This window comes from Arthrobacter sp. 24S4-2, from assembly GCF_005280255.1.
Classification (GTDB): Bacteria; Actinomycetota; Actinomycetes; order Actinomycetales; family Micrococcaceae; genus Arthrobacter.
The window spans coordinates 3,705,851-3,730,238 of the sequence record NZ_CP040018.1 but is presented as its reverse complement, the minus strand read 5'-3'; the positions used below and the strand labels follow the sequence as shown (position 1 = coordinate 3,730,238).

At 63.5% G+C, this 24,388-nt stretch carries 24 protein-coding genes, 1 other RNA gene and 1 riboswitch; of the genes, 15 read left to right on the top strand and 10 right to left on the bottom strand.

What is annotated here, in order from left to right; genetic code table 11:
• The first annotated feature begins 19 nt into the window (after nucleotides 1–19).
• Nucleotides 20–1,141 (top strand): glycosyltransferase family 4 protein, encoded by a 1,122-nt coding sequence (locus FCN77_RS17340; RefSeq protein ID WP_137323266.1) that lies wholly within the window; start codon nucleotides 20–22, stop codon nucleotides 1,139–1,141.
• Nucleotides 1,138–2,403 carry a lipopolysaccharide biosynthesis protein gene (locus FCN77_RS17335; RefSeq protein ID WP_137323265.1) on the top strand — a complete coding sequence of 422 codons (1,266 nt, stop codon included), beginning with the start codon at nucleotides 1,138–1,140 and terminating at the stop codon, nucleotides 2,401–2,403. The genes FCN77_RS17340 and FCN77_RS17335 overlap by 4 nt, the downstream gene beginning before the upstream one ends.
• Nucleotides 2,404–2,651: 248 nt before the next feature.
• On the opposite strand, the gene FCN77_RS17330 is transcribed toward FCN77_RS17335, so the two are convergent.
• Nucleotides 2,652–5,183 carry a lysozyme gene (locus tag FCN77_RS17330; RefSeq protein WP_137323264.1) on the bottom strand — a complete coding sequence of 844 codons (2,532 nt, stop codon included), beginning with the start codon at nucleotides 5,181–5,183 and terminating at the stop codon, nucleotides 2,652–2,654.
• A gap of 294 nt (nucleotides 5,184–5,477) precedes the next feature.
• Here FCN77_RS17330 and FCN77_RS17325 point away from each other — a divergent pair, with 294 nt between their 5' ends.
• The 13 genes from FCN77_RS17325 to ssrA all read left to right on the top strand — a co-directional run bounded on the left by FCN77_RS17325 (nucleotide 5,478) and on the right by ssrA (nucleotide 15,883).
• A complete protein-coding gene (locus FCN77_RS17325; RefSeq protein WP_137323263.1) occupies nucleotides 5,478–6,701 on the top strand; it encodes a CpaF family protein in 1,224 nt (407 codons plus the stop codon).
• On the top strand, nucleotides 6,701–7,555 hold the full coding sequence (locus tag FCN77_RS17320; protein WP_137323262.1) for a type II secretion system F family protein: 855 nt from the start codon (nucleotides 6,701–6,703) through the stop codon (nucleotides 7,553–7,555). Before FCN77_RS17325 ends, FCN77_RS17320 begins: the two co-directional genes overlap by 1 nt.
• The gene (locus tag FCN77_RS17315; protein ID WP_137323261.1) at nucleotides 7,552–8,493 is read left to right on the top strand and encodes a type II secretion system F family protein; all 942 of its coding nucleotides are present in this window, start codon (nucleotides 7,552–7,554) and stop codon (nucleotides 8,491–8,493) included. Before FCN77_RS17320 ends, FCN77_RS17315 begins: the two co-directional genes overlap by 4 nt.
• A gap of 64 nt (nucleotides 8,494–8,557) precedes the next feature.
• Entirely contained in the window at nucleotides 8,558–8,812 is a 255-nt protein-coding gene (locus FCN77_RS17310) for a hypothetical protein (RefSeq protein ID WP_137323260.1), read from the top strand.
• Nucleotides 8,813–8,845: 33 nt separating this feature from the next.
• A complete protein-coding gene (locus FCN77_RS17305) occupies nucleotides 8,846–9,262 on the top strand; it encodes a TadE family protein (protein WP_254678607.1) in 417 nt (138 codons plus the stop codon).
• Nucleotides 9,263–9,299: 37 nt separating this feature from the next.
• The gene (locus tag FCN77_RS17300) at nucleotides 9,300–9,785 is read left to right on the top strand and encodes a hypothetical protein (RefSeq protein ID WP_254678606.1); all 486 of its coding nucleotides are present in this window, start codon (nucleotides 9,300–9,302) and stop codon (nucleotides 9,783–9,785) included.
• Between the two features lie 11 nt (nucleotides 9,786–9,796).
• Nucleotides 9,797–10,243, top strand: coding sequence for a pilus assembly protein TadG-related protein (locus tag FCN77_RS17295; RefSeq protein WP_254678605.1), 447 nt, complete (start codon nucleotides 9,797–9,799; stop codon nucleotides 10,241–10,243).
• 97 nt (nucleotides 10,244–10,340) lie between these two features.
• Nucleotides 10,341–11,456 (top strand): peptide chain release factor 2, encoded by a 1,116-nt coding sequence (prfB, locus tag FCN77_RS17290; RefSeq protein ID WP_137323257.1) that lies wholly within the window; start codon nucleotides 10,341–10,343, stop codon nucleotides 11,454–11,456.
• Between the two features lie 186 nt (nucleotides 11,457–11,642).
• Nucleotides 11,643–12,440 carry a cell division ATP-binding protein FtsE gene (gene ftsE, locus FCN77_RS17285; protein WP_137323256.1) on the top strand — a complete coding sequence of 266 codons (798 nt, stop codon included), beginning with the start codon at nucleotides 11,643–11,645 and terminating at the stop codon, nucleotides 12,438–12,440.
• Nucleotides 12,437–13,351, top strand: a complete 915-nt coding sequence (gene ftsX, locus FCN77_RS17280) for a permease-like cell division protein FtsX (RefSeq protein ID WP_137323255.1) — start codon at nucleotides 12,437–12,439, stop codon at nucleotides 13,349–13,351. Before ftsE ends, ftsX begins: the two co-directional genes overlap by 4 nt.
• Before the next feature lie 27 nt (nucleotides 13,352–13,378).
• Complete coding sequence (locus FCN77_RS17275) at nucleotides 13,379–14,767, top strand: M23 family metallopeptidase (RefSeq protein ID WP_137323254.1); 1,389 nt, start codon at nucleotides 13,379–13,381, stop codon at nucleotides 14,765–14,767.
• 115 nt (nucleotides 14,768–14,882) lie between these two features.
• Entirely contained in the window at nucleotides 14,883–15,353 is a 471-nt protein-coding gene (smpB, locus tag FCN77_RS17270) for an SsrA-binding protein SmpB (RefSeq protein WP_137323253.1), read from the top strand.
• Between the two features lie 161 nt (nucleotides 15,354–15,514).
• Nucleotides 15,515–15,883: a transfer-messenger RNA gene (gene ssrA, locus FCN77_RS17265) on the top strand.
• A 117-nt stretch (nucleotides 15,884–16,000) separates the two neighbouring features.
• Here ssrA and FCN77_RS27410 read toward each other — a convergent pair.
• From FCN77_RS27410 to FCN77_RS17225, 9 genes are all read right to left on the bottom strand, one after another.
• A complete protein-coding gene (locus FCN77_RS27410; RefSeq protein ID WP_268760395.1) occupies nucleotides 16,001–16,135 on the bottom strand; it encodes a hypothetical protein in 135 nt (44 codons plus the stop codon).
• A gap of 144 nt (nucleotides 16,136–16,279) precedes the next feature.
• Entirely contained in the window at nucleotides 16,280–16,651 is a 372-nt protein-coding gene (locus FCN77_RS17260; RefSeq protein ID WP_137323252.1) for a hypothetical protein, read from the bottom strand.
• Between the two features lie 228 nt (nucleotides 16,652–16,879).
• Nucleotides 16,880–17,593, bottom strand: a complete 714-nt coding sequence (locus FCN77_RS17255) for a metal-dependent transcriptional regulator (RefSeq protein ID WP_137323251.1) — start codon at nucleotides 17,591–17,593, stop codon at nucleotides 16,880–16,882.
• 31 nt (nucleotides 17,594–17,624) lie between these two features.
• Nucleotides 17,625–18,398, bottom strand: a complete 774-nt coding sequence (locus tag FCN77_RS17250) for a methyltransferase domain-containing protein (protein ID WP_137323250.1) — start codon at nucleotides 18,396–18,398, stop codon at nucleotides 17,625–17,627.
• Nucleotides 18,399–18,510: 112 nt separating this feature from the next.
• Complete coding sequence (locus FCN77_RS17245; protein WP_137323249.1) at nucleotides 18,511–19,938, bottom strand: aminotransferase class V-fold PLP-dependent enzyme; 1,428 nt, start codon at nucleotides 19,936–19,938, stop codon at nucleotides 18,511–18,513.
• A gap of 34 nt (nucleotides 19,939–19,972) precedes the next feature.
• Nucleotides 19,973–20,086, bottom strand: a riboswitch (SAM riboswitch).
• 182 nt (nucleotides 20,087–20,268) lie between these two features.
• Nucleotides 20,269–21,105 carry a histidinol-phosphatase gene (gene hisN, locus FCN77_RS17240; RefSeq protein WP_137323248.1) on the bottom strand — a complete coding sequence of 279 codons (837 nt, stop codon included), beginning with the start codon at nucleotides 21,103–21,105 and terminating at the stop codon, nucleotides 20,269–20,271.
• A 90-nt stretch (nucleotides 21,106–21,195) separates the two neighbouring features.
• Nucleotides 21,196–22,311, bottom strand: a complete 1,116-nt coding sequence (locus FCN77_RS17235; protein ID WP_137323247.1) for a ribosome small subunit-dependent GTPase A — start codon at nucleotides 22,309–22,311, stop codon at nucleotides 21,196–21,198.
• On the bottom strand, nucleotides 22,301–23,833 hold the full coding sequence (gene aroA, locus FCN77_RS17230) for a 3-phosphoshikimate 1-carboxyvinyltransferase (protein ID WP_254678604.1): 1,533 nt from the start codon (nucleotides 23,831–23,833) through the stop codon (nucleotides 22,301–22,303). Before aroA ends, FCN77_RS17235 begins: the two co-directional genes overlap by 11 nt.
• Nucleotides 23,834–23,839: 6 nt before the next feature.
• Complete coding sequence (locus tag FCN77_RS17225; RefSeq protein ID WP_137323246.1) at nucleotides 23,840–24,388, bottom strand: DoxX family protein; 549 nt, start codon at nucleotides 24,386–24,388, stop codon at nucleotides 23,840–23,842.

The window sequence follows — 24,388 nt, the reverse complement described above, 5'->3', positions numbered from 1 at the left end:
TTATTTTTTCGGGAGTAATGTGTTCAGCAAAAAGCAGGATTCAAAATCGGCCATGTCTGAGGTCAGTCATGATCAACGGTCGAGAATCACCATCGTTCTGCCTGGGTTCAGTAAGTATCCAATTGGCGGGTACAAGGTTGTTTATTCGTACGCAAATTTCTTGGCCGAGCAGGGTCATGATGTCGTTCTCTTGCATGCGTTGCTCCTGAAAGGTGCGCGGCATAAGGTCAAGGACTTCCGCCGACCGATCGCTTCAATCCTGTCAGGCCTGCGGCCGCATAAACAACCTGATTGGTTTGCGCTCGATGAACGCATTGAATGCATAACTTTGCCGATCCTTACGCCGAGTCTCGTTCCTCGTTCGGACTACATAGTCGCAACGGAGGTGCAGACGGCAACGTTGGTCGCCTCCGTTGCCGAGAAAACTAAGATTCCTGGTTCGTATTTTATCCAGCACTACGAAGACTGGTCGGCGACCCCCGATTTTATAGATGCAACTTGGAAACTTCCGCTTAAAAAGATAGTTATCGCACCATGGCTAGAAAGCCACATGCATCAACTTGGCCAGGACTGCGAACTTATTCCCAATGGCATTGACCCTGTTGAATTCCCACCCGGCCCCAAGACTAACGTCCGCGTTAACGATGTTTGCGCCATGGTGTCGGATGTGCCTTGGAAGAGGGCGGATCTCATCGTGAAAGTACTCAATTCTTTGGGTGAAAAGTACCCAAATTTTCGCGCAGTAACTTTCGGAACCTGTGATCGGCCTGAATTACTAGGTGCGCACGTCACACATGTTAAAAATCCCTCTAAATCAGAAATTCGGGATTCCTATCAATCCTCGAAGATTTACCTTTGTGCGAGCGACGCAGAAGGCTGGCATCTTCCGCCGGCCGAAGCGATGTCCAGCGGCTGCGCCGTGGTGTCAACTGACATAGGGGGCGTCAGGGCTTATGCTGACGGAACGGCCCTCTTCTCGGCTGTGGGGGACGCGGAAGCCCTTCAACTCAATGTCGAACGGCTAATGGAAGACGTTGAATTGTGCGATTCTTTGGCCATCCAGGGTATGTCAGCAATGCGTGAAAACACACCATCCAAGGCAGCCTCGCGCTTTGAATCTGCCATATTGCGCCGATCGTGACCCTCAAGTTGCGAAACAGGGAAATGCAGCGGTCCCCGCTCTTGAAGCGGCTGGCCGGATTCACAGTCATACCGCTGGTGGGAACGGTGGCGCCACTATTCCTGCTGCCGGTAGCAGCTCGGGTAGGCGGAGTTGACGGATGGTACAGCCTGTCTGTGGGGCAGGCAGTAGGAACTTTCGGCAGCATTGTCATTAGTTACGGGTGGAACGTCCTCGGACCCGCGCTCGTAGCCACGGCAGAGTCCGGTGCGGATCGGCGTTATCTATGGGGTGAGTCCCTGCGAGAACGCCTTTTGCTGGCGGCCGTTGTTATTCCCATATGCGCTGTAATTTCAGGCTACCTAGCCGGTCCAGGCTTCGAAACTTTCACGATGGCCATGGCTGTCGCGTTCAGCCTTGGCGGGCTGACTCCGACCTGGTTTTTTGTCGGTGCGGGCGACCCGAAGAGCATTGCGTGGTTCGACATGTTGCCAAGACTCGTTGCCACGCTGGTTACCGCGCTGGTCATTTATTTGACGCAGTCCCTATGGTCCTATCCCATATTGTGGATCATTGCGACGGTAGTGGGGCTCGTTGCCGTTCAGCGCAGCCTTGGACATCCGAGAATTTTCCGGGGATCCACCTTGCGTGGGACACTGGCCGGGCTCAGAAGAAGGCTCGGAGTGGCACTGGTTGACGGACTTGGTGGGGTTTACATTTCAGCCCCGGTCCCATTGGCTGGTGCTACCGGGACCGCCGCAGAGGCTGGAATCATAGCTTCTGCCGACAAACTTTATCGATTCGGACTGATCACGGTAACAACGCTCGGAAACACACTCCAGGCATGGACACTTGATCCAGCTGCACCAAACGCAACGAGACGCCACATAAGCGCAATCATTGCTCATACCGTGCTGGGTGTAGTTGGCATGATTGCCCTCGGCATTTTGGGCGAGTTCGCAACTGCGCTGCTTTTCGGCCCGGACGTCAAGGCGACGGCATCATCAATGTGGTTTTATGGGGGCGCCTTTCTCGCCGTTTCCTGTTCCACTCCGCTGATTAGGAACCTACTGGTCCCAGCTCTGAAGACCCGGTTTGTTCTTGCTGGTACTGCTCTTGGGGCGATAACAGGCGTCATCTCCATGTATGTGCTGGGACAGGCTGCTGGCCCTGACGGCGTTGCTGCTGGATTCATGCTGAGCGAAGTGGCACTGTTGATTATTATTTCCCCGGCAGCCCTCGGGCACCTCGTTTCCTTACGAAATAAGGACAAGCGCAAATAGGCGGAACAGGGGGCTGTCGGGGTTTCGTCAAGGTTCGTGGGGATGGGATTCCGGCATGTGCTTGTTTGGACGCCCAGCATCCTGAACCGGAATCGCGACAGGGGTAGTCAGCTTTCCTTGGGAGCCCGTTCCTTCGGACGCGCCGCCACGACATTGCACGTATTGAATCCGATACTGGACAAGAGGCTCGTGATGCGGGAACTTCGGCCACTGAGAACTGGGTACCTACCGTCCCGTGCCCGGATGAGTCAGTACGCCACAGTCTGGCACCCCAGTAGTGAGTTTCCTGCTGTGAACGGTGATATCGCAATTCCGTATGTGCAAACCTTGTAAAGTCCGCGCTGGGAGATGGCTTTCTTTGACGTATAGCCGTGGTCACCGCTGATCTTTAGCATCTGATTGACGTCGGGCCGGGGCTGGTTAGCCATGACAGCGAAGTTGGTGACAGTGCCGTCCGGCGCCGTGACATACGTGTGCACGCTCAGGGATTCGCTCGGCACATCCTGGTCCACGGTCCATCCGTTGGCGACGACGGAGGCAACGCCGTTGGTGGATTCGATCTTCACGGAGTCGAGGTAGCCGATCGGGCTGGCGCTGAAACCGGCGTCGATGTAGCTGCAGCCCAGAAGAGGGTTGCCGGGGGAGACCGGGCTAAGGGCAATGGCGTAGGTACATACCCGGTACTTACCGGGCTGGCTGATCGGAATGTCATTGTCATAGCCATGGTCGCCCGGCACGCCAAGTACTCTATTCACGTCCGGACGGGTCTTTGACGCGGTCAATACGTGAACGGTGGTGGCGCCGTTGGGTGCCAGAACGTAGGCATGCACCGTGAGCTGCGCGGAAGTATTTCCGTAGTCGATCGCCCATCCACGAACGCCCAGCGAAGCCTGGGTGCTGGTCTTCTTGATGAGGACCGCGTCCAAGCTGCCTATCGGCGTCGTCCCGGGAGCCACGCTGATGGACCGGCAGCCAAGTTCCGAGTGAAGATACAGCCCGATGGAATAGGCGCAGAGCTTGTAGTTGCCTGCCTTGGTGATGTCGATGTTGGTTTCGAAGCCATGGTTGGCGCCGACGGAATATATGCGGTCCACATCCGGCCGGGAAGTGTTTGCCGGGATCTTGTAGAGGGTGCTGCTGCCGTCCGGGCCGTAGAGATAGGCGTGGACCTCGGAAGTGACTGAGGGTCGGCTCATGTCGACGGCCCAGCCCCGTACCTTTATCGATTCCTTGTCCGGGGACCGCTGTTCCGAAACTTCGTCGAGGCTGCCGATCGGCGGTTCGGCACCGTCCACTGTGAGCGACTTGCACCCGAGGCCCGGGTTGATGAACTTGCCGATGGCGTAGACGCAGATGGTGTATTTTCCGGAAACGTTGATCGGAATTTGATTGTCGAAGCCGTGGTAGTCGCCCAGCCCCAGGACCTTATTGACGTCGGGCCGGTAGGTTGTCGCCGGGAACTTGTACAGGGTCTTCGTCCCGTTTGGCGCCGTCACGTAGGCATGGACCTCCGTGGTGGCACCGGGCAGACCCCGGTCCAGGGCCCAGCCCCGTATCTTCAGTGCGGTGGTGGTGCCGGTGCGTTCGATGCTCGCAGTGTCGAACGAGCCTTGGGGCCGTGTGCCCGTAAACAGCGACAAAGAAGCATAGTCGCCGTTCCAGATATTCGAATCGCCGGCGAAAGGCCCCGTGCTGCTGTACTGCCACATGCTGTACGTGTCCCAGCTGGACGGAACCGGGCCGGCATCATTCGTGGCGGAGCCCGGGTAGGCGGCTACCCAGAGGGGGTAATCGCCGAAGCCGGCAGCATCGGCGGTGCACTGTTTCCACCACGAGGTATTGGTGTAGATCATGGGGAGGCGCCCGGTCATGGCGAGCATGGTATTTCCGAAGTCACGCACCCAGTTGGTCAGCTGGGCGGGCGACATTCCATAGCACGTGTTGCCGAAGTAGAACCCATTAATCGTCCGGCCTTCGTAGGGGTTGAACTCGAAATCCAGGACGGGCGGGAGGGTGTAGCCGTCGGGAGTCCAGCCGCCGCCGTTCTGCACGAAGTAGCGTGCCTGGTCTGCTCCGGAGGACCAGTTCGGGATGGCGAAATGGTAGGCGCCGCGGATCATTCCGACGTTCCGCGAGCCATCGTATTGGGTACTGAAGGACGGGTTGGTGTAGTAGTTGCCTTCGGATGCTTTGACGTAGGCGAACCTGGCGCCCATGTTCCACTGCTGCTGCCAGTCCACGGTGGACTGGTAGGCACTGACGTCTAGTCCCTTGACGCCGAATGTGGGGGACCAGGTGCCCTGCGTTTCGAGTGACTGCGTCGTGAAGGACTTGGTTCCCTGCAACAGTTTGGCGGAGGTTGTCACGCGTGCGGACCGCTGCCCCATCTCGGCCCCGCCGGGACCGACGGCCGTCGCCATCGCAGCACGGTCGGCGTCGGAGGCCGGATCCGGAACGGCCGCAGCAGCGGCAGCCGTTGGTCCAGTGGTGGTGCCCGACTCGGTGGCAGCGGCAGCCGAGACCGCCGTCGGCGTCACTGCTGCCGGTGCATCCGCGGGTGCCGGGGGCGGATCCGACGGCTGCGGAGCCGCCGTTTCGGTCGCGGCGGAAGTCGAGGGAGAAGCGGACCCGGAGGGAGCTGCCGCCGTGGCGGCGGGTTCCGGTTCAGCGGCGCCGGCGGGGAGAGCGAGCCCCGGAACGGCAAGCAGGGCCATAGCCAGGAACAGCGACCCGAACCGGTTGCGTGGGCTGGGACGGTGTGGCTCTGGGTTCCGCTTCATATTTCGCTCCGGAATAATGACGTGCCCAAAAGACAGGCCACTAGGTCGCATCTCCAGCTGCATTCCGCAGGAATAACCGAACTGTGAGAAATGTCTGACTTAACGCGCCTACCATAACACCGGTGTGCACAGTGAGACTAGTGATTCTGGTGTTACCAATGTGAATCGGAATTAACCCGATTTCCCTGGTTATCCACAACTCCAAAGATGTGACTTGGCTTACACGTGCATACACCCTTAGCTTTAACGCAGTTGTACTGCCTCAGTCGGGGCGGCAGTCGTATTGGGGAACTCATGGACGCTGTTCGAATTGTGGAAGACGAGGTCCGCGAGCTGATCCGGCGCCGCGGCCTTGACCCCCTCCGGCAGGCGAGCGAAGTTCGCAGGCTGGTTGAGGCCGCGGTCAGCGACTACGACGAACGCGCGTTGATGGGGCCGCTTCCGCCGATCGGCCCGCTGGAGACAGCCCGCCGTTATGTCTACGACGCCGTCGCCGGTTTTGGTGCGCTGCAGCCACTGCTGGATGACCCCACCATCGAGGAAATTTGGCTCAACGCACCCAGCGAGATCTATGTGGCACGAAACGGCGAGTCCGAGCTGACCTCCCTCAGCCTGTCCGATCAGCAGGTTCGGGACCTGGTGGAACGGATGCTCAAGAGTTCGGGTCGCCGACTCGACATGTCCTCGCCCTTTGTGGATGCGGCACTTCCGGACGGATCGCGCCTTCATGTGGTTATCCCGGATGTGACAAGACGCCACTGGGCGATCAATATCCGTAAGTTCGTTGTAAAGACGAGCCGGCTTGAGCATCTGGTGGAGCTGGGCACGCTGACTCCACAGTCCGCGCGGTTCCTGGGAGCCGCAGTTGCCAGCGGACTCAACATTCTTGTGTCGGGCGCGACGCAGGCCGGCAAGACCACCATGCTGAATTGTCTGGCAGCGAGCATAGGCGCACGGGAGCGCGTGATCACAGTTGAGGAGATCTTCGAACTCCAATTTCCCTTGCGCGACGTTGTCGGCCTGCAGTGCCGGCAGCCAAACCTTGAGGGTGAAGGCGAGATCCCGCTGCGACGGCTTGTCAAGGAAGCCCTCAGGATGCGGCCGGACCGCCTGGTGGTGGGCGAGGTCCGGGAGGCGGAAAGCCTTGACATGTTGATCGCGCTGAATTCCGGGCTTCCAGGGATGTGCACCGTCCATGCGAACTCCGCACACGACGCTGTGACGAAGCTGTGCACACTCCCGCTACTGGCCGGGGACAACATCTCAAGTGCGTTCGTCGTTCCCACCGTTGCCTCGTGCATCGATCTTGTGGTCCACTGCAGCCGGCAGGCCAACGGACGACGCCAAGTGACGGAGATACTTTCCCTCGGCAAGAGGGTGGAAAACGGCATCATCGAGTCGTCGATGGTGTTCGCCATGGCGGACGGGCAGTTGCAGCCCAAGGCCAACTCCATGCCTGCCGCCGAGAAATTTGGCGCTGCAGGATTCGACGTCGCAGCCCTGCTGGAACCGCGTTGATGGCGCCCGTGCTGGGGGTGCTTTTCGGCACCGGACTGTTCCTTATCTGGTGGTCTTTCTGGGACCAGCCGGGAGCCATCAAACGCCGGCCCCGGTCAAGCCGGCTCGTTGATTTGCTCCGTTCAGCAGGAATTGAAAATGTCTCGGCCCTTGGCCTTGTCTCCACGTGCCTCGGCCTCGCAGCCTTCGTCAGCCTGGTCTTCTTTGGCGTGACGAGGTCCTGGCCCATCTCGGGGTGCTTTGGCCTGTTCGGAGGATGGCTCCCCATGGCGGTCGTCAGATGGCGCGCCCGCAAACGCACCGCGACACTGCGCCAGTTATGGCCGGACGTTGTCGACCACCTTCGCTCCGCGATTAGAGCTGGGCTGTCATTGCCGGAAGCGCTTATCCAGCTGAGCGAAAAGGGCCCCGAAGAACTGCGGCACGTGTTTCGTGACTTCGGTGCCGACTACCGCTCCGGCGGACAGTTCGATCCCGCCCTCAACAGGCTGAAGGAACGGCTCGCAGACCCCGTTGCAGACAGGATCGTCGAAGCCCTCAGACTGACCCGTGAAGTGGGCGGTTCAGACCTTGGCCGGCTGTTGGGAACACTGGGCGAATTCCTGCGTGAAAGTGCCAGAACCAGGAGTGAACTTGAAGCCCGTCAGTCCTGGACAGTGAACGCTGCCCGGCTCGCAGTGGCCGCGCCATGGATCGTCATGGTGCTGCTGGCCACCCGCCCCGAAGCCGTGGCTGCCTACAACACTCCGATGGGCGCTGCCGTCCTGCTTGGCGGCCTGGCCGTTTCCGCCGTTTGCTACTCAATCATGCTGCGGATCGGGGCGCTGCCGGAGGAAGAGAGGGTGCTCAGATGACGTCACCCGCGGCTATGGCCGTGGCTTGTGGAATCCTCCTGGGCGCCGGACTTTGGCTTGTGGTTGTCCGCCTGCCGTTCATGCGGGCCACCAGTTTCACGGAGCGCATCGAGCCGCAACTGAAGGCGCAAAACATCGAGTCCAGGCTCCTGACGGCCCCGACCGACACGCTCACGCCCTTTGGACCGCTGGGGAGAATACTGCGTCCAGTCCTGAAGGACGGACTGTCTTTCCTGAGCCGGTTCAACCTGGGGTCCTCGGCGCTCAACCGGAGGCTGGCCCAGGCAGGGATCCACAAGCCAGCCATCGATTTTCGGGCCGAACAGTTGCTGTGGGCTGTCATTGGATTCACCGCGGCCACAGGCATGGTGCTTTTCGGCGCCGCCACCGGCCAGTTCGACCCGTTCCTTGCCGCCGTGGCTGTCCTCGGCAGCGCCCTTGGCGGATTCCTCTTCAGGGACTACTGGCTGGGAGCGCAAATCAAGGGGCGCGAAAAGCGCATGATGACTGAATTTCCGAGCCTCGCCGAGCTAATGGCTCTGGCGGTCAGTGCCGGCGAAAGCGCCACGGGTGCGCTGGACCGGGTGTGCCGCAGCGCCCACGGGGAACTCGCCAAGGAGTTCGACCTGGTGCTGGGTGAGACCCGGGCCGGAAAGCCGCTGGTCGAAGCGCTGCAGCAGTTCTCGTCGCGGACCGACCTGGGCCCTCTCGTACGGTTCGTGGACGGAATCATCGTGGCGGTGGAACGGGGAACGCCGCTTGCCGATGTCCTCCGGGCGCAGGCCCAGGATGTCCGGGACACAGCGAAACGTGAACTGATGGAGTCGGCGGGAAAGAAGGAAATCGCCATGATGGTCCCGTTGGTCTTTGGCGTCCTTCCCCTGACGGTCATCTTCGCCGTGTTCCCCGGCCTCGCCGCCATCAGCCTCGGACTATGACCGGTCAAAATCGCCCGGACCGCCGGGAAAAGCACTCCAGCCGAAACCACAGAATGGAAGCGCAATGAAACAGCTCGGAATCCGCGGTTTGGTCCTGTTCCACACGATTGCCCTGCGTTTCGGGACCCCCGCGCAAGTCTCCGGCCCGGGCGCCGGCACGGGCGAGTCCCGGGGTGCCGACCATCCCGAACGAGGGGATGTGCCCGGCTGGGTGATGATCACGTTGATGTCAGCAGTCCTGGTCGCAGCGCTGTTGGCCCTGGCCGGACCTGCCCTTGAGGGGCTTTTCAACCAGGCCATGGACAAGGTGGGAAACTAGCGCATGCCCGCGGCTGTCGGGGAGACTGCTCGGTTGAACCAAGCGACGACGGAACAGCCGCGTGATGACGGCAGCACCGGCCCGCGCGAACGTGGCTCCGCTGTCGTGGACTTTGTGCTGGTCGGAGCGCTGCTCACGATCTTCTTCCTGGCGATCATTCAGCTCACGCTGGTCCTCCACGTCCGCAACACGCTGATCGACGCTGCAGCATCCGGCGCCAGGCACGGCACCCTTGCAGACCGGAATGCCGCTGACGCCCGTGACCGCACGGGCGAGCTGATCGGCGTGGCTCTCAATCCGGAATTCGCCAGGGACGTGACAACCACCGAAGTGACGTTCCAGGGCATCCGCACGTTGGAAGTCACCGTCAGGGCCCCGCTACCGGTGATCGGACTGATCGGTCCCCGGGACGCACTGGAGGTGAAGGGGCATGCCGCAATCCAGCCGTAGGATTCGGGCCACGATCAAGCGCCGATTTGGTGAAGCCATGGGAACAATCGCCGGTGCCGACGGCGTTTCCGCGCCTGAACGCGCACAGGACCCGGCGGGACGGACAGCTCCGGAGGAGCGGGGGAGTGCCGCCGTCGAGTTCACCTTCCTGGCACTTCTCCTGATGGTCCCGCTCGTCTATTTCATCATCACGGTGGGGCAGATCCAGGGCGGTGCCTTCGCCGTCGTCGGTGCCGCGGACCAGGCCGCGAAGGTGTACGTTGCCCAGGCCGACGCGGAAGCGGGCCGCACGGCAGCCGAGCAGGCTGTCTTGGTGGCCTTGGCGGACTACGGCCATCCGGCAGAGAACGCGCGGATGGAAACAAGCTGCGATCCCTCGGAGTGCTTCGCGCCGGGCTCAGCCGTCACCGTCACGGTCCATCTCACGGTCCCGCTGCCTTTCGTGCCCTTCAATGATTCGTTTCGGCTCAATGTGAGCCAACTCGATGCCTCCGCCACTCAGGTTGTGGGGCGCTTCAGGTAATGAGGAGAAGTATGGCCTTTGAACACGACGCGGAAGACGGGCAAATGATGGTCCTCATCATCGGCTATGTTCTCCTGGCGCTCCTGGTCGCCACGGCAGTCATGGCAGCGTCTTCGCTGTACCTTGAGCATAAGAAATTGCTGTCCATGGCCGACGGTGCGTCGGTTGCGGCGGCGGACAGTTACACACTGGGGCAGGTGGAAACCCAGGGCGGGAGCCCCACCGCGGTGCTGAACGGCGGCCGCGTCCGCAACGCCGCGGCCGACTTCCTGGCCCGCAACGGCGCCTACGCCAGGTTCAGCGGCCTCGCCGTAGCGCCGGCCACAGGAAGTCCGGACGGTTCCACCGCCGTCGTCGTGCTGAGCGCAGAAGTCCATCCTCCGATCGTGAACTTCATCATCCCGGACGGAATCCGGATTGAGGCGAAGTCAACGGCGCGTTCCAGGCTCACCCGGTAGCCCCAAAACTCACCCTGCCGCACCGCGCCGGTCCGGCATGACGCCCGGCACCACCCGTGCCCGTCGGCTTGGACGGATGGCGTAGGCTTTAACAACCATGGCTCAAATAGATTTTTCCGCAGAAATCCGCGCCCTGCGCGCCACGTACTCCTCCATCGAAAACGTCTCGAATGTCGAGGAGCTGAAGGAAGACATCGCCGAGCTGAGTGAACGGGCCGGTGAGCCGAACCTCTGGGACGACCCGGCGGCTGGGCAGAAGATCACTTCCAGGCTCTCGCACCGGCAGAGCGAACTCGAACGGCTCAACACCCTGGTTTCCCGGATCGACGACCTTGAGGTCCTGGTGGAGTTGGGCCAGGACGAGGACGACGCCGATTCCATGGGCGAGGCTGCCGCGGAACTCGAATCCATCCGCAAGTCGCTGAAGGACCTCGAGGTGGTGACGCTGCTCTCCGGTGAGTTCGACGAACGTGAAGCCGTAGTCACCATCCGCTCAGGTGCCGGCGGCGTGGACGCCGCAGACTTCGCCGAAATGCTGCTCCGGATGTACCTGCGCTGGGCCGAACGCCACGGGTATCCGACCACCATCATGGACACGTCCTACGCCGAAGAAGCCGGGCTGAAGTCCGCCACCTTCGAAGTCAACGCCCCGTATGCCTACGGCACGCTGAGCGTCGAAGCCGGCACCCACCGCCTGGTCCGGATCAGCCCGTTCGACAACCAGGGCCGGCGCCAGACGTCCTTCGCTGCCGTGGAAGTGATTCCGCTGATCGAGCAAACGGACTCCATCGACATCCCGGACAACGAAATACGCGTGGACGTCTTCCGGTCCTCCGGACCCGGCGGGCAGTCCGTCAACACCACCGACTCCGCCGTGCGCCTCACCCACATTCCCACCGGCACCGTCGTTTCCATGCAGAACGAAAAGTCCCAGCTACAGAACCGGGCTGCCGCCCTGCGTGTTCTGCAGTCGCGGCTGCTGCTGCTCAAAAAGGAGCAGGAAGACGCCGAGAAGAAGGCGTTCGCCGGCGATGTGAAGGCTTCATGGGGCGACCAGATGCGCTCCTACGTGCTGAACCCGTACCAGATGGTCAAGGACCTTCGGACCGAGCACGAGGTCGGAAACACCTCGGCGGTGTTCGACGGCGAAATCGACGATTTCATTGACGCCGGCATCCGCTGGCGAACTGACAACCGGAACGCCGCCAACTAGGCACCTGCACTGGCCCCTGCACGCCGCGGCGGCCGAATCCGGCGACACGCCATGGAACTCCAGCTTTTCTGCAGGTGCCCCTGCGTATAGTCGAGGAGCCGGAGCTCTACTTCCCCCAAAAGAAAGCCCGTGCACCGGCTGCAGAACGGGGCTCCATCAGCCGTGTCCTGCAGGGTTCATAGGGCAATGATCCATTTCGAAAATGTCACCAAGATCTACGACCAGAAGGCCCGGCCGGCCCTGGACTCCGTCAATCTTGAAATTGACCGTGGTGAGTTCGCCTTCCTTGTGGGCGCTTCCGGTTCCGGCAAGTCAACGTTCCTCCGCCTGGTACTCAAGGAGGACCGGGCCACCTCCGGTGCTGTCTACGTTGCCGGCCAGAATGTGGCAAACATTTCAAGCTGGCGGGTGCCGCGGTTGCGCCGCGGAATCGGCGTCGTCTTCCAGGATTTCCGGCTACTCCCGCAGAAAAACGTCTTCGCGAACGTCGCCTTCGCCATGCAGGTCATCGGCAAGAGCCGAAGCATCATCCGGGACACCGTTCCCGAGGTGCTCAAGACCGTCGGCCTGGAGGGCAAGGAGCACCGGATGCCGCACGAACTCTCCGGCGGTGAGCAGCAGCGTGTCGCGATCGCCCGCGCCGTAGTCAACCGCCCCGGCATCCTGCTCGCGGACGAGCCCACCGGAAACCTTGACCCGACTACATCGATGGGCATCATGGGCGTCCTGGACAAGATCAACCAGAACGGCACCACCGTTGTCATGGCAACGCACGACGACGACATCGTCAACGAGATGCGCAAACGTGTGGTGGAGCTCCGGAACGGCGTGGTCATCCGTGACGAGGCCCGCGCCCTGTACACGTCCATGATTCCTGTGGTGGGGCAGTCCCGCCGCCTCAAGGATGCCAGCGGACGCGAGGACGGTCCCGGCGCGGATCCGGACGGCGGATCGGCTTCATCAAACGCAGGGGAGGCGCTGTGAGGCTCGCCTTCATCCTCAGCGAGATCGGGAGCGGGCTCAGGCGCAACCTGTCCATGGTTGTTTCGGTGATCCTGGTGACCTTCGTGTCGCTGACGTTCGTCGGGGCGGCAGGCATGCTCCAGCTGCAGATCAACCAGATGAAAGGCTACTGGTACGACAAAGTCCAGGTGGCCATCTTCCTCTGCGGTGACGGTTCGACGGCGGCCGGATGCGCCTCCGGGACGGCCACGCCGGAGCAGCAGGAAAACCTGCGGACGCTGCTGGAATCACCCGCCGTGTCCCAATACATCAACGACTTCCAATTTGAGTCCAAGGACGACGCCTACAAGCACTTCAAGGAGCAGTTCTCGAACTCCCCGATCGTGGACTCGGTAACCCCGGACCAACTGCCCGCCTCCTTCCGTATCAACATGAAGGACCCGGAGAAGTACCAGATCATCAGTGAGACATTCTCGTCACAGCCGGGCGTTGAAACGGTGATCGACCAGCGCCAAGTGCTGGAGCGCCTGTTCTCGGTGATGAATGCCGCCTCGCTGGTGGCTGTGAGCATCGCCGGCGTCATGACTGTCTGCGCTATCCTGCTAATCGCCACCACCATCCGCCTGTCCGCGTTCAGCAGGCGCCGGGAGACGGGAATCATGCGCCTGGTTGGCGCGTCCAAGACCGTCATTCAGCTGCCGTTCATTCTTGAAGGCGTCATTGCAGCGGTGATAGGCGCGGCGCTGGCTTCCGGAACGCTCTGGGCCGTGGCCCACTTCTTCCTCGGCGAGTACATGTCAAAGCAGTATCCGGACACAGCGTTTATCTCCCCGGCCCAGACGCTCCTCCTCGCTCCGGCACTCCTCGGCCTTGGCGCATCCTTGGCAGGAATTTCGTCTCTCTTGACCTTACGTAGATATTTGCGGGTCTAGGCTGTGCATACGAACGAAGGAATGATGATGACAGCAATGGACCGCAGGGCCCGCCGGTTCCGGAACGCGGCACGGGGCAGCCGCGTTGTCAGTGCCGCACTGGCGCTGATCCTGGCCGCGAGCCTGGGCGCCTCCACTCCCGTCGCATTCGCGGACGACCTGAAAGACAAACAGGCGGCGCTCGAAGCCGAGGCAGCCAGGGTGCAGCAGTCGCTTGAATTCGTGGACGCGAAGATTGCCAAAGCCGCAGGGGACCTGGTGATCTACCAGGGCCAGCTTCCCGCCGCCCAGCAGGCCCTGCTTGAAGCGCAGGGAAGGGTCGCGAGTGCGGTGAAGGAAGTCGAGGCGCTGGCGGCCCGGGTGGACCTGGCCCAGCAGAACAAGGCCAAGATCACGCAGCAACTCGAGACGGACAAGCAGAAGATCGCCGACACGAAGAAACTCATCGGCCAGATCGCCACGCAGGCCTACAAGTCCGGCGGCGTTCCCTCGAACCTGACTCTCTTCTTTGGATCGAAAGCTGGCGGAAGCCTGACAGACACCATGGACCTCGCGGACCAGGCAATGCGCAGCCAGAACTCCGCAATGGACAAGCTGTCCCAGCAGAACGCCACCAACGTCAATTCGCAGGCGCGCCTGCAGGCCGTTGAAGCCGAAATCAAGGACCTCAAGGCTAAGGCCGATGCCGCTCTGGCGAAGGAAAAGGCAGCCCGGGACGAAGCGGCGGCCAAGAAGGAGCAGGTGGACAAGCTCATCGCAGACACCACCCGGCTCAACAACGAACTTCAGGCAGCCAAGCCGGGCATCCAGAGTCAGCTGTCCAAGGTTCAGGCCGCACAGGATTCCGTAGCTGCCGAAATCGTTGAACGCGACCGGAAGCTGCGCGAAGCATGGGAAGCCGAGCAGCGCCGCATCGCCGAAGCTGCAGCCGCCGCGGCAAGGGCCGCAGGCCAGGCAGCCCAGCCGTACGTCCCGCAGATGGGGCCGCCGTCGGCCTTCGGCCTTCGGCACCCCTTCGCAGCAGACATTCCCATCACCTCAGGTTTCGGCTGGCGTGCGACGCCGCCGGGCACCGTCGACTTCTATGGTTCCGGCGGGTACATGCACACCGGAATCGACTTCGGCGCCAGCTGCGGCACCCCTGTTTACGCCCCGGCGGCAGGTACCGTCTTCTCGGCCGGTTGGGCCAACGACGGCGGCGGCAACAACGTCAAAATCTCACACGGCGTAGTCCAGGGCAACTCGTTGACCACCATTTACTACCACAACAGCAGCGTGGTGGTCTCGGTCGGCCAGCAGGTAAGCCAGGGCCAGTTGATTGCCTACTCCGGAACGACCGGCAACTCGACAGGCTGCCATTCGCACTTCGAGACGTGGCTCAACGGCAAGGCCGTTGATCCGATGCTCCTGCTCTGATCGCCTGTCCAGGCCGGCCGGCACGAACAGCGGGCCCTGACTGCCGTAGAATTAAATAGCTTCGCGCCGGACTGGCCGGGGCATCCGTCCAACCCAAGAGCTGAGGAGTTCCACCGTGCCGAAAGAAAGTGGCCGTAAGGTAGTGGCCACCAACCGGAAGGCCCGGCATGACTACCATGTCCTGGACACGTACGAAGCCGGGATTGCCCTGATGGGGACGGAGGTCAAGTCCCTCCGCGAGGGGCACGCCTCCATGGTTGACGGCTTCTGCACGTTCTACAACGACGAGCTGTGGATGGAGGGTATCCACATTCCCGAATACAACCAGGGGAGCTGGACGAACCACTCCGCCCGGCGGCGCCGCAAACTGCTGCTGCACCGCGAAGAGCTGACCAAGATCTCACACAAGATCCGTGAATCCGGCTTCACGATTGTTCCGCTCCAGCTGTATTTCCTTGACGGACGGGCGAAGGTCGAGATCGGCGTCGCACGCGGTAAAAAGGAATACGACAAACGGCAGACCCTCCGTGAACAGCAGGACAAGCGCGAGTCGCTGCGGATCATGCGCGAAAGGAACCGCGGCTGACCGTGCTGCTGCCCCGTGCGGCCGGAGGCCGCCGGAACACGCGGCCCCCGGCGGGAATGATTCCGGCCGGCAGTGCGTTATGATTGGTAGTCCGGGAGGGATTGATGCGGTTTCCGCAACGCGGTACTTCAGCAGTCCTGACCGGTTTGGTAACAAAATACGGGGATGATCGGTTTCGACGATGTTAGTCGCGACAGGTGAAGCGGGCCGAGGATGCAGAATTATCTCGTAAACGCTGTCTGCAAACCAATAAGTGCCAAATCAAACCGCACTGACTTCGCTCTCGCTGCCTAAGCAGTAAGACAGTCCGTCAGCCCGAGGTCGCTATTGCCCCGGATCCTGGCGTCATTTAGATAGCCACTGCTGTTTGCCTCCGTCATCGGGGCAAACGGGACTCTTAGATGACTGGGCCCGGATCAGCCACCTGTTTGCAGGAGGGCTGGGGCCGAGAAAATCCGACGCAAACTGCGCCCGGAGAAGCCCTGTTAACACAACATCGGACGGGGGTTCAATTCCCCCCATCTCCACCATCGGAACGGCGGCAACGCGGTTCCACCCCGTGCAAAAGGCCGGAAGCGAAAGCTTCCGGCCTTTTTGTTTCGGCACCGTGCCCGCATCCGCCCGCGGCCCTCAACGGCCGCGCGGCGTCAGCGCTTCTTGATGTGCGCTACAGGGTCCACGTGGGTGTCCAGTTCATGCTTGGACTTCTTCTCGGCCCTCTTTTGCTTGATGGACTTGTCCGATTTCTTGGTGACCTGCCGGTGCGGCGATTTGTCAGGCATGTCGCCCTCCCTAACGTCGGAGCCTGGAATAGGCCCCGTGCTTGTAAGGTACGCCTGTTTTGTCGTGAATGAAACTGGCATCATGGCCGGCTTCGGGGTGCAACCCGTCCGGGAGTCGGTACAACCGCCAGACTGTCCGGGCCGTCAGGAACCGGGGACCTCGACGTCGGCAATGCCGACGAACCGGCTGCCGATTCCCTCGTATTCGCTGCGGATCAGGCCCGGTATGACCGGAGGCATATCGTCCGGCGCGTGGTGGGCGCAGCAGACATACGTAAATGTTGGCCACCACTTCTTGGGCCTTGCGGCTTCCGAGAAGCCGCAGACGGCGCAGGTCAGCTGGACCCACACTGGCCGCTTGCCCGTCCGGTTGGCTTTGGACTGGACCAGCCATGCAGGGGGATTGTCCAGGAGCTCGGAGAGTTCGGCCTCCGAGAGCCTGGACGGGATGCCGTGACGGTGCGCCATCTCCAGCGGAATATCAAGGATCTGAGCTGCTTCACGTCGCGTAACCATTCGTTAAACGATACGGGATCCGGCGCCGCTTCGAATCCGTGCTGTCGTCGGGACGCCGTGCCCGTGGGCCAGGAACCGAACGTGGTCAGGTCACCGGCGGCCCAAGGCCAGTGCCGCCGCGTTCCGCCGTGGTGGGCGAATCACGCGTCGATGGAAAACCTGGGCAGGGCCCCCCTGCCACGCCAAACCAGCCCGGACCCGCGGCCGGACTCATCCGGGGGCCCTCAATCAGGCATCGGCCAGCCGGCACCCGGCATGAGCTGTGTCGCTATGCACCCACAGCGCCGATGTGACCTCATCGGCGAGGTCGAATTCGCGGCCGGTGCCGCCCGAGCCGATCCGGACCACGAGCGCTCCGCCGAAGGGCTTGCGGCCGACAACTTCGATGTCGGCGTCGAGGTCGATCTCCTGGGCGGCAAGGTAGCGCAGGAGCGCGGGATTTTCGTCGCTGATCCTGGTGATCCTGCCGTGGTGGCCCTCGTCGAGTTCGCTCATGCGATGGGCATGGGGCACCTGGACGGTTCCGTCCGCCGCGGGGATGGGATCGCCATGCGGGTCGCGGAGCGGGTTGCCCAGCTTGCCGGCCATCCGCTCAATGAAAGTGTCTGATACGGCATGTTCCAGCAACTCGGCCTCATCATGGACCTCGTCCCAGCTGTAGCCGAGCTCCTGGACAAGGTAAGTCTCGATGAGGCGGTGCCGCCGGACCATGGACAGCGCCAGGCGGATGCCGTCGGCCGTGAGCGTGATGGCACTGTAGGGCTTGTGGTCAACCAGCCCCTGGTCCTTGAGCTTGCGGACCATTTCCGAGACCGAGGAGTTGGCCACGCCCAGCCGCTGGGCCAGCTGTGAGGACGTGATTGGCTTGTCCTGCCACTCCGTGAAGGAATAGATGACCTTGACGTAGTCCTCGATGGAGGAGGAGGGCGCGCTGGTCTTCACGAGTCCAAGCCTACCGCGTTGGTTACGGGACTCATGCCTTGAAAGCCCGCCACGTCTGGGTCAGGTAGGGGAGTCCGATGGCTTCCCCGCGGGAGTGGGCCAGGTGGTCGTGGAGGTACCAGTCCAGGTTGGCACGGACCTTCGCCCGGGTGAGCTCACCGGCAGCGAGGTAGTAGCTGCGCGACTTGGCCAGTTCCACGATGTCTTCGGTGGTCACCGGATCCTCCCAGCGGGTCAGATGGCTCTCCAGCCCGGTAAATTCAGGCCCCACTGCCGGCCGGAAGTCCGGTTTGTGGACATCCCCGGCATGCATGATCCGGGAGAGCCGGTGCACCCAGGGCACCGACGTGTCCAGCTGGTTCCAGACCAGCCCCAGCACACCGCCGGGGCGGAGGATGCGGGCAAGCTCCGTACTGGCCCGAATGGGGTCGCACCAGTGCCACGCCTGGGCAACGCTGACGACGTCGAACGCACGGTCCGGGAGTCCGGTGTCCTCTGCGGTGCCCTCCGTCGCGGGAACTCCCGGAAGGGAGAACCGCAGTTGGGTGAGCATGTCCGTTGACGGGTCCACGGCTGAGACAGCCAGTCCGCGTTCAACAAGCAGGGCGGTGAATTTTCCGGTCCCCGCCCCGATGTCCGCGGCGTCGGCAACCCCGGCTGTCCTGCCGATGCTGCCTACAAGCCAGTCTGCGGAGTCCGCAGGGTAGCCGGGGCGCACCCGGTCATAGTGCTCGCCGCCGCCCTGGAAGCTCCGGCCGAGCTCGTGACGGCGTGTGTGATGCAGTTTGGGGCCTCCCCGTGCCACGTGCAGTCTCCTTCGGGCAGGCGTGATTTCTTACCCCTCGAATTTACCGCAAGTAGCTCCCCGTTCCGGTCCCCTTCACCGCCGGGGAGCCGGGGAAAGCTCCGAACCGCGTTTAGTCCTCGGTGCAGGGCGCCGCGCCGGCGGTGCCGGGCGTGTTCGGTGCCCAGTCCGGGTAGGTGCGGGTGTCGTTGGCCGGAACCCAGCGGCCCGAGTCCACCACATAATCCCAGCCAAGTCCGGTCCGGCGGAGTTCTTCGATGCCGGCAAGCAGGCGCTGTGCATCTTCCAGCCTGGACCCGACGCCGAAGCTTGCCCGCAGCGAGCCGGAAGGCAGGCCAAGGCGCTTGAGCAGCGGGTGGGCGCAGAAGCGGCCGTCGCGAAGGCCCACGCCGTGTTCGGCCGAAAGGTAGGCCGCCACGAGGCCGGCGTCGTAGCCCTCGACGGAGAAGTTCACAACACCAATGGTGTCCGCGGCCTGGTCCGTGTCGCTGAAAATCTGGTGGACAGTCACGCCGTCGATCTTCCGCAAGCCCTCAACGAGGAAGGACCGGATGGCGGTTTCGTGGGCGTGCCACAGTTCCTGGTCGAGGGCCCCGATGACCTGCGTGGCGCGGGCCAGCGTGGCGGCGCCGAGCACGTTGGGCGAGCCGCCCTCGTGCCGTGCCGGTCCGGTGGTCCAGCTGACAGAGTCCAGCCTGGCCTCCCGCACGGCGCCGCCGCCTGCAAGGTGGGGGGTGCCGGCGTCGAGCCAGTCCGGCCGGCCGACCAGTACGCCGGAGCCGAAGGGCGCGTACAGCTTGTGGCCCGAGAAGGCGAGGTAGTCGACGTCGTCCGCTGCGATGTTGATGCGGCGGTGAGGGGCCAGCTGCGCCGCGTCAACAACAATCCGGGCGCCGTGTTCGTGGGCCAGGGCCGCCAGCTCGCGGATCGGAAGGATTTCGCCGGTGACGTTGGAGGCGCCCGTTACCGCGAGCAGGCTGATGTCCCCTTGGCGGAGTTCGGTGCGCAGGCTCTCGATGGTGGCGCTGAGTGTGGGGGCGGCAACGACGCTGCGGTGCGGCACACCTTGCCAGGGGAGAAGGTTGGCGTGGTGTTCGATGTCGAGGTAGAGCACTTCGCCGGTGTGCCGGCCGTCTGAAACGGGCAGGCAGCCGGCCAGCAGATTCAGGGAATCCGTGGTGTTCCTGGTGAAGATCACGGAATCGTCAGGCCTGCCGCTAACGAAGGTCCGGACGATGTTCCGGGAGTTTTCGTAGACCGAGGTGCTGATCTGTGAGGCGTAGCCGGCGCCGCGGTGCACGCTGGCGTAGTAGGGCAGGATTTCATTCAGGTAGGCCGACACGACGGACAGGGCCGGGGCGGAGGCCCCGTAGTCCAGGTTGGCGTAACGCACGTGACCGCCCTGGATCAGTGGCGCCTGGATCTCGGCGCCGGTGACGGCCGACAGCGGGCGCAGGGCCACCGCAAACCGTTCGTCCAGGAGTCCGGGGGCAGAGCCCGTCTTGGTGCGGTGGTTTGCGGGGAAAGTGGCAGTAGTCATGGGGACCTTACTGTAAAGGACCCCGCATTCCGGGGATCCGCGCTTGCCGGGTCCGTTCCGGACCGGCCTGGTCGTCACCCGGGGCACCCCACCGCGAATGGAGGGTTGCCGGCCAGCAAACCGGGGTTTAGCGCTGGCACTCGTGACCTGCTGAAAAGCCTAGGACATCAGCGTTGCCCGGGGAAAGTCGCGGGCATTATTAAGCAGTTTGTTACGCGCGGTGGAAAAACGGGGAACTTGCCGAACAAACGACGGCGGGATCCCCTATCAGAGGGGATCCCGCCGTCGTTTATTCTGCGCGCTGTCGATTCCACCGCGCCCTCCGGAAGGTCAGTGTTCCGGAGCCGGTCCTCCCTGGAGGAGGTCGTCAAGGTCCGGATTCAGCCGTTTAAGGACTTCGGAGTGCAGGATCGAGTTTGTGGCCAGCGCGTTTCCGCCGAAGGGTCCGTCCACCCCTTCCAGCGAGGTGAAGCGGCCGCCGGCTTCGGTGACGATCGGGACGAGGGCGGCCATGTCGTAGAGGTTCAGCTCCGGCTCGCATGCGATGTCCACCGATCCTTCGGCCACCATGCAATAGGACCAGAAGTCGCCGTAGGCGCGGGTCCGCCACACTTCCTCGGTGAGGCCAAGGAACTCGTCGAGGTTGCCGCGTTCCTTCCAGCCGCCCAGGCTCGAGTAGGAAAGCGACGCGTCCGAAAGGTTGGAAACGTTGGAGACTTTCAGGCGCGTTGCAGCAGCAAGGGACCGCCCCATGTAGGCGCCGGCGCCCTTGGCGGCCCACCAGCGCTTGCCCAGTGCGGGTGCGCTGACCAGCCCGACCACCGGTTCGCCCTCGTCGACGAGGGCGATCAGGGTGGCCCAGACGGGCACGCCGCGGATGAAGTTCTTGGTGCCGTCGATCGGATCAATGATCCAGCGGCGGGAACCGTGCCCGGAGCTGCCGAACTCTTCACCGAGGACGGCGTCGCGGGGACGGGAACGGGAGAGCTGCCCGCGGATGGACTCTTCGGCGGCCTTGTCCGCATCCGTCACTGGCGTCAGGTCCGGCTTGGTTTCAACCTGAAGATCCAGTGCCTTGAAGCGGCTCATTGTCTGGGAATCGACAGAGTCAGCCAGGACATGGGCCAGGCGGAGGTCATCGTTGTAGCTGGAAGCGGGTTGGGTCATGGTTCCAAACTACCGTCTATGCGGCCGGCCGGCTGGGACGCCGCGTTCTGTACCGTGCTCCCCGGGGGTGAACCGCACTAGGAAACCGCCCTAGGAAACGATGCCCAGCTCCTTGGCTTCCTGCGCTTCCATCCTTGGATCGGTGCCCAGCAGGCGGCGGAGTGAGGCCAGCCGCGCCTCGCCGGACGGGCCGGCGTGTCCTTCGGCGACCCAGGCATCCACACCGCAGTTGATCGCTGAGGCATCGTGTTTGCAGCCGCGTTCGCAGGCGTCGGTGCCGGGTTCCAGATCGGGGAAGGACCGCAGGATCCGGTCCGGATCCACGTGCGCCAGGCCAAAGGAGCGGATGCCCGGTGTGTCGATGATCCAGCTCCCGGCAGGTGCGTCACTGATCCGCAGGGCTAGGGCCGACGACGAGGTGTGCCGGCCGCGCCCCGTGACGGCGTTGACGCCGCCGGTGGCGCGCTCAGCGCCCGTGAGGGCGTTGACCATGGTGGACTTGCCCACACCCGAATGGCCCAGCATGACTGTGACCTTGCCGTTGAGGTGGGTGCGCAGCTCCGAGACGGCATCGCTGTCGAGACGTGCGGACAGTCCGTCGTCGGAGCGTGCGTCGATTCCGGAGGCCGCGGCATCGGCTGTCCTGCTGATGATCACCGGGAAATCAAGGTGCCGGTAGTTCGACAGGAGCTCGGTGGGATCCTTGACGTCCGCCTTGGTGACGAGCAGCAACGGCTCGATGCCAGCGTCGTAGGCCGCCACGAGGGCGCGGTCGATGAAGCCGGTGCGCGGTTCCGGGTTGGCTGCGGCCACCACCACTACCAGCTGGTCGGCGTTTGCGACGACAGCGCGCTCGATGGGGTCGGTGTCATCGGCGCTGCGCCGCAGGAGCGTGCGGCGGTCCTGGATCCTGACGAGGCGGGCCAGCGTGTCCGGTGCCCCGGAGACATCGCCGACAAGGGACACGAAATCGCCGGCGACCACCGGCGAACGGCGCAGTTCGCGCGCCCGGGCGGCGATGACAGTGCGTTCGTGTCCGGTGTCTTCGCCAACGACCGCCGTGTAGCGTCCGCGGTCCACGGTGATGATGCGGCCGGTGACGGCGTCGTCATAGCTGGGCCGGTCCTTGGTCCGGGGACGCGAACCCTTCTTGTTGGGACGGATCCGGATATCGGATTCGTCCCAGGAACCGGTACTACGCCCCACGGGGCTGTTCCGTCTGCCGGTCAGGTTGCTGTGCCAGCATCGCTTCCCACAACTGCGGGAAGTCCGGCATCGTCTTCGACGTGGTGCCGATATCTTCCACCTCGATGCCCGGAACGGCCAGTCCCAGGATGGCCCCGGCTGTGGCCATCCGGTGGTCCGCATAGCTGTGCACGACGCCGCCATGAAGCTTCGCGGGACGGATCAGCAGGCCGTCAGCGGTCTCCTCGGCGTCCCCGCCAAGACGGTTGATTTCGGTGACCAGGGCGGCGAGCCGGTCTGTTTCATGACCGCGGAGGTGTGCGATGCCGCTCAGCCGCGACGGTCCGGTGGCCAATGCGCACAGGGCTGCGACAGTGGGTGCAAGCTCGCTGGTGTCGGAGAAGTCCGCGCCCCTGATTTCGGGTCCGCCGGTGACAGTGAGTGTGCCGTTGTCCAGAGTGACCGTGGCACCCATGTCGGTGAGGATGCTGCGCCACAGGTCGCCCACCTGGGTGGTGGGGGCGGGCCAGTTCGGTATGCGGACAGTGCCGCCGGTCGCGAGGGCCGCAGCGAGGAAGGGGCCGGCGTTGGACAGATCCTGTTCAATCCGGCGGTCGAAAGCGCGGATGTGGCCCGGCGCCACGATCCAATGGTTCGGGACCGAATCGTCCACGGTCACCCCGACTTCACGCAGCACGGCCACGGTCATGTTGATGTGGTCCAGGCTGGGGACGGGCTTGCCCACGTGTTCGAGGTGCAGGCCGTCAGTGAAACGTGCGCCGACCAGAAGCAGCGCGGACACAAACTGGGATGACGCGCTGGCATCAATCACCAGGTGTCCCCCGCGGACTTCGCCGGTTCCAGCCACCGCGAACGGAAGGGATGAGGGCCGGGTACCGTCGTCGGCGCGGACCGCAACTCCGAGGGCGGAAAGCGCCTCGATGATGGTGCCCATGGGCCGCTTGCGGGCGTGGGGGTCGCCGTCGAACACGGTGGCACCGTTGCGGAGCGCCGCCACCGGGGGCACGAAGCGCATCACGGTGCCGGCGAGGCCGCAGTCGATGGCGGCGCCCGACGCCGCGGCGTCCTGGCGCAGGGGAGTGATCTCAAGGTCGGGACCGAAGGAGCCGTCGCCCGGGATTTCCCGGATGCCCGTGCCCAGCTGGCGAAGGGCCTGGATCATGAGCGCCGAGTCGCGCGAATGCAGGGGCGCACGCAACCGTGACGGGCCGTCGGCCAGGGCGGCGAGAACCAGGTACCTGTTGGTGAGGGACTTTGAGCCGGGAACTGTGACCGTCGCGTTGACCGGGGCATCGGCGAACGGCGCGGGCCAGTTCGGCCCGTCCGCAACCGTGCCGGACGGCACCGGGGCGGTGGGGGCGGAGCCTGTCGGCACCGGGGCGGTGGGGGCGGAGCCTGTCGGCACCGGGGCGGTGGGGGCGGAGCCTGTCGGCACCGGGGCGGTGGGGGCGGAGCCTGTCGGCACCGGGGCGGTGGGGGCGGAGCCTGTCGGCACCGGGGCGGTGGGGGCGGAGCCTGTCATTCCGGCCTATGCTTTCGCTGCGTGGTCCACGGCTTTGCGGACAGCCTTGTCAGCCTTCTTCCACTGCTTGCCGGTGGTTTTCCGGGCGTCGGCGGCCAGGTGGCTGGCACCCTTCCGCGCGTCGGCGGCCAGGTGTTCGGCCCGCCAGGCCAGGCTCGGCTTGCCCGCGGTGTCCACGGAGGCCAGCAGGACGCCCCCGGTCAGGGTGATGTTTTTCAGGAGCTGGGTGCGGCGGGCGTTTCGGCCCTCCTTGGAGGTGATGTCGGCGCTGCGCCACTCAACGAAGGCGTTCAGGGCTGAAATGACAGCGAGCACTGAAGCGGCCAGCCGGGCCGACTTTCCCAGGGCGAAAAGCACGCCGGCGCCCACCTGCGTGCCGCCGATGACGCGGGCCAGCACTTTCTCGTTAGTGGCAAAAGGGAGGGAATCCGCAGCGCGGCGCAGTACCGGGGACAGCTGCGCCGCAGTGTCATCCGCATTCTTTAGCTTGTCCAGGCCGGCGAGGACGAAACTGGAGGCCAGCATGGGCCGGGCGAGAAAACGGACTAAGGACAT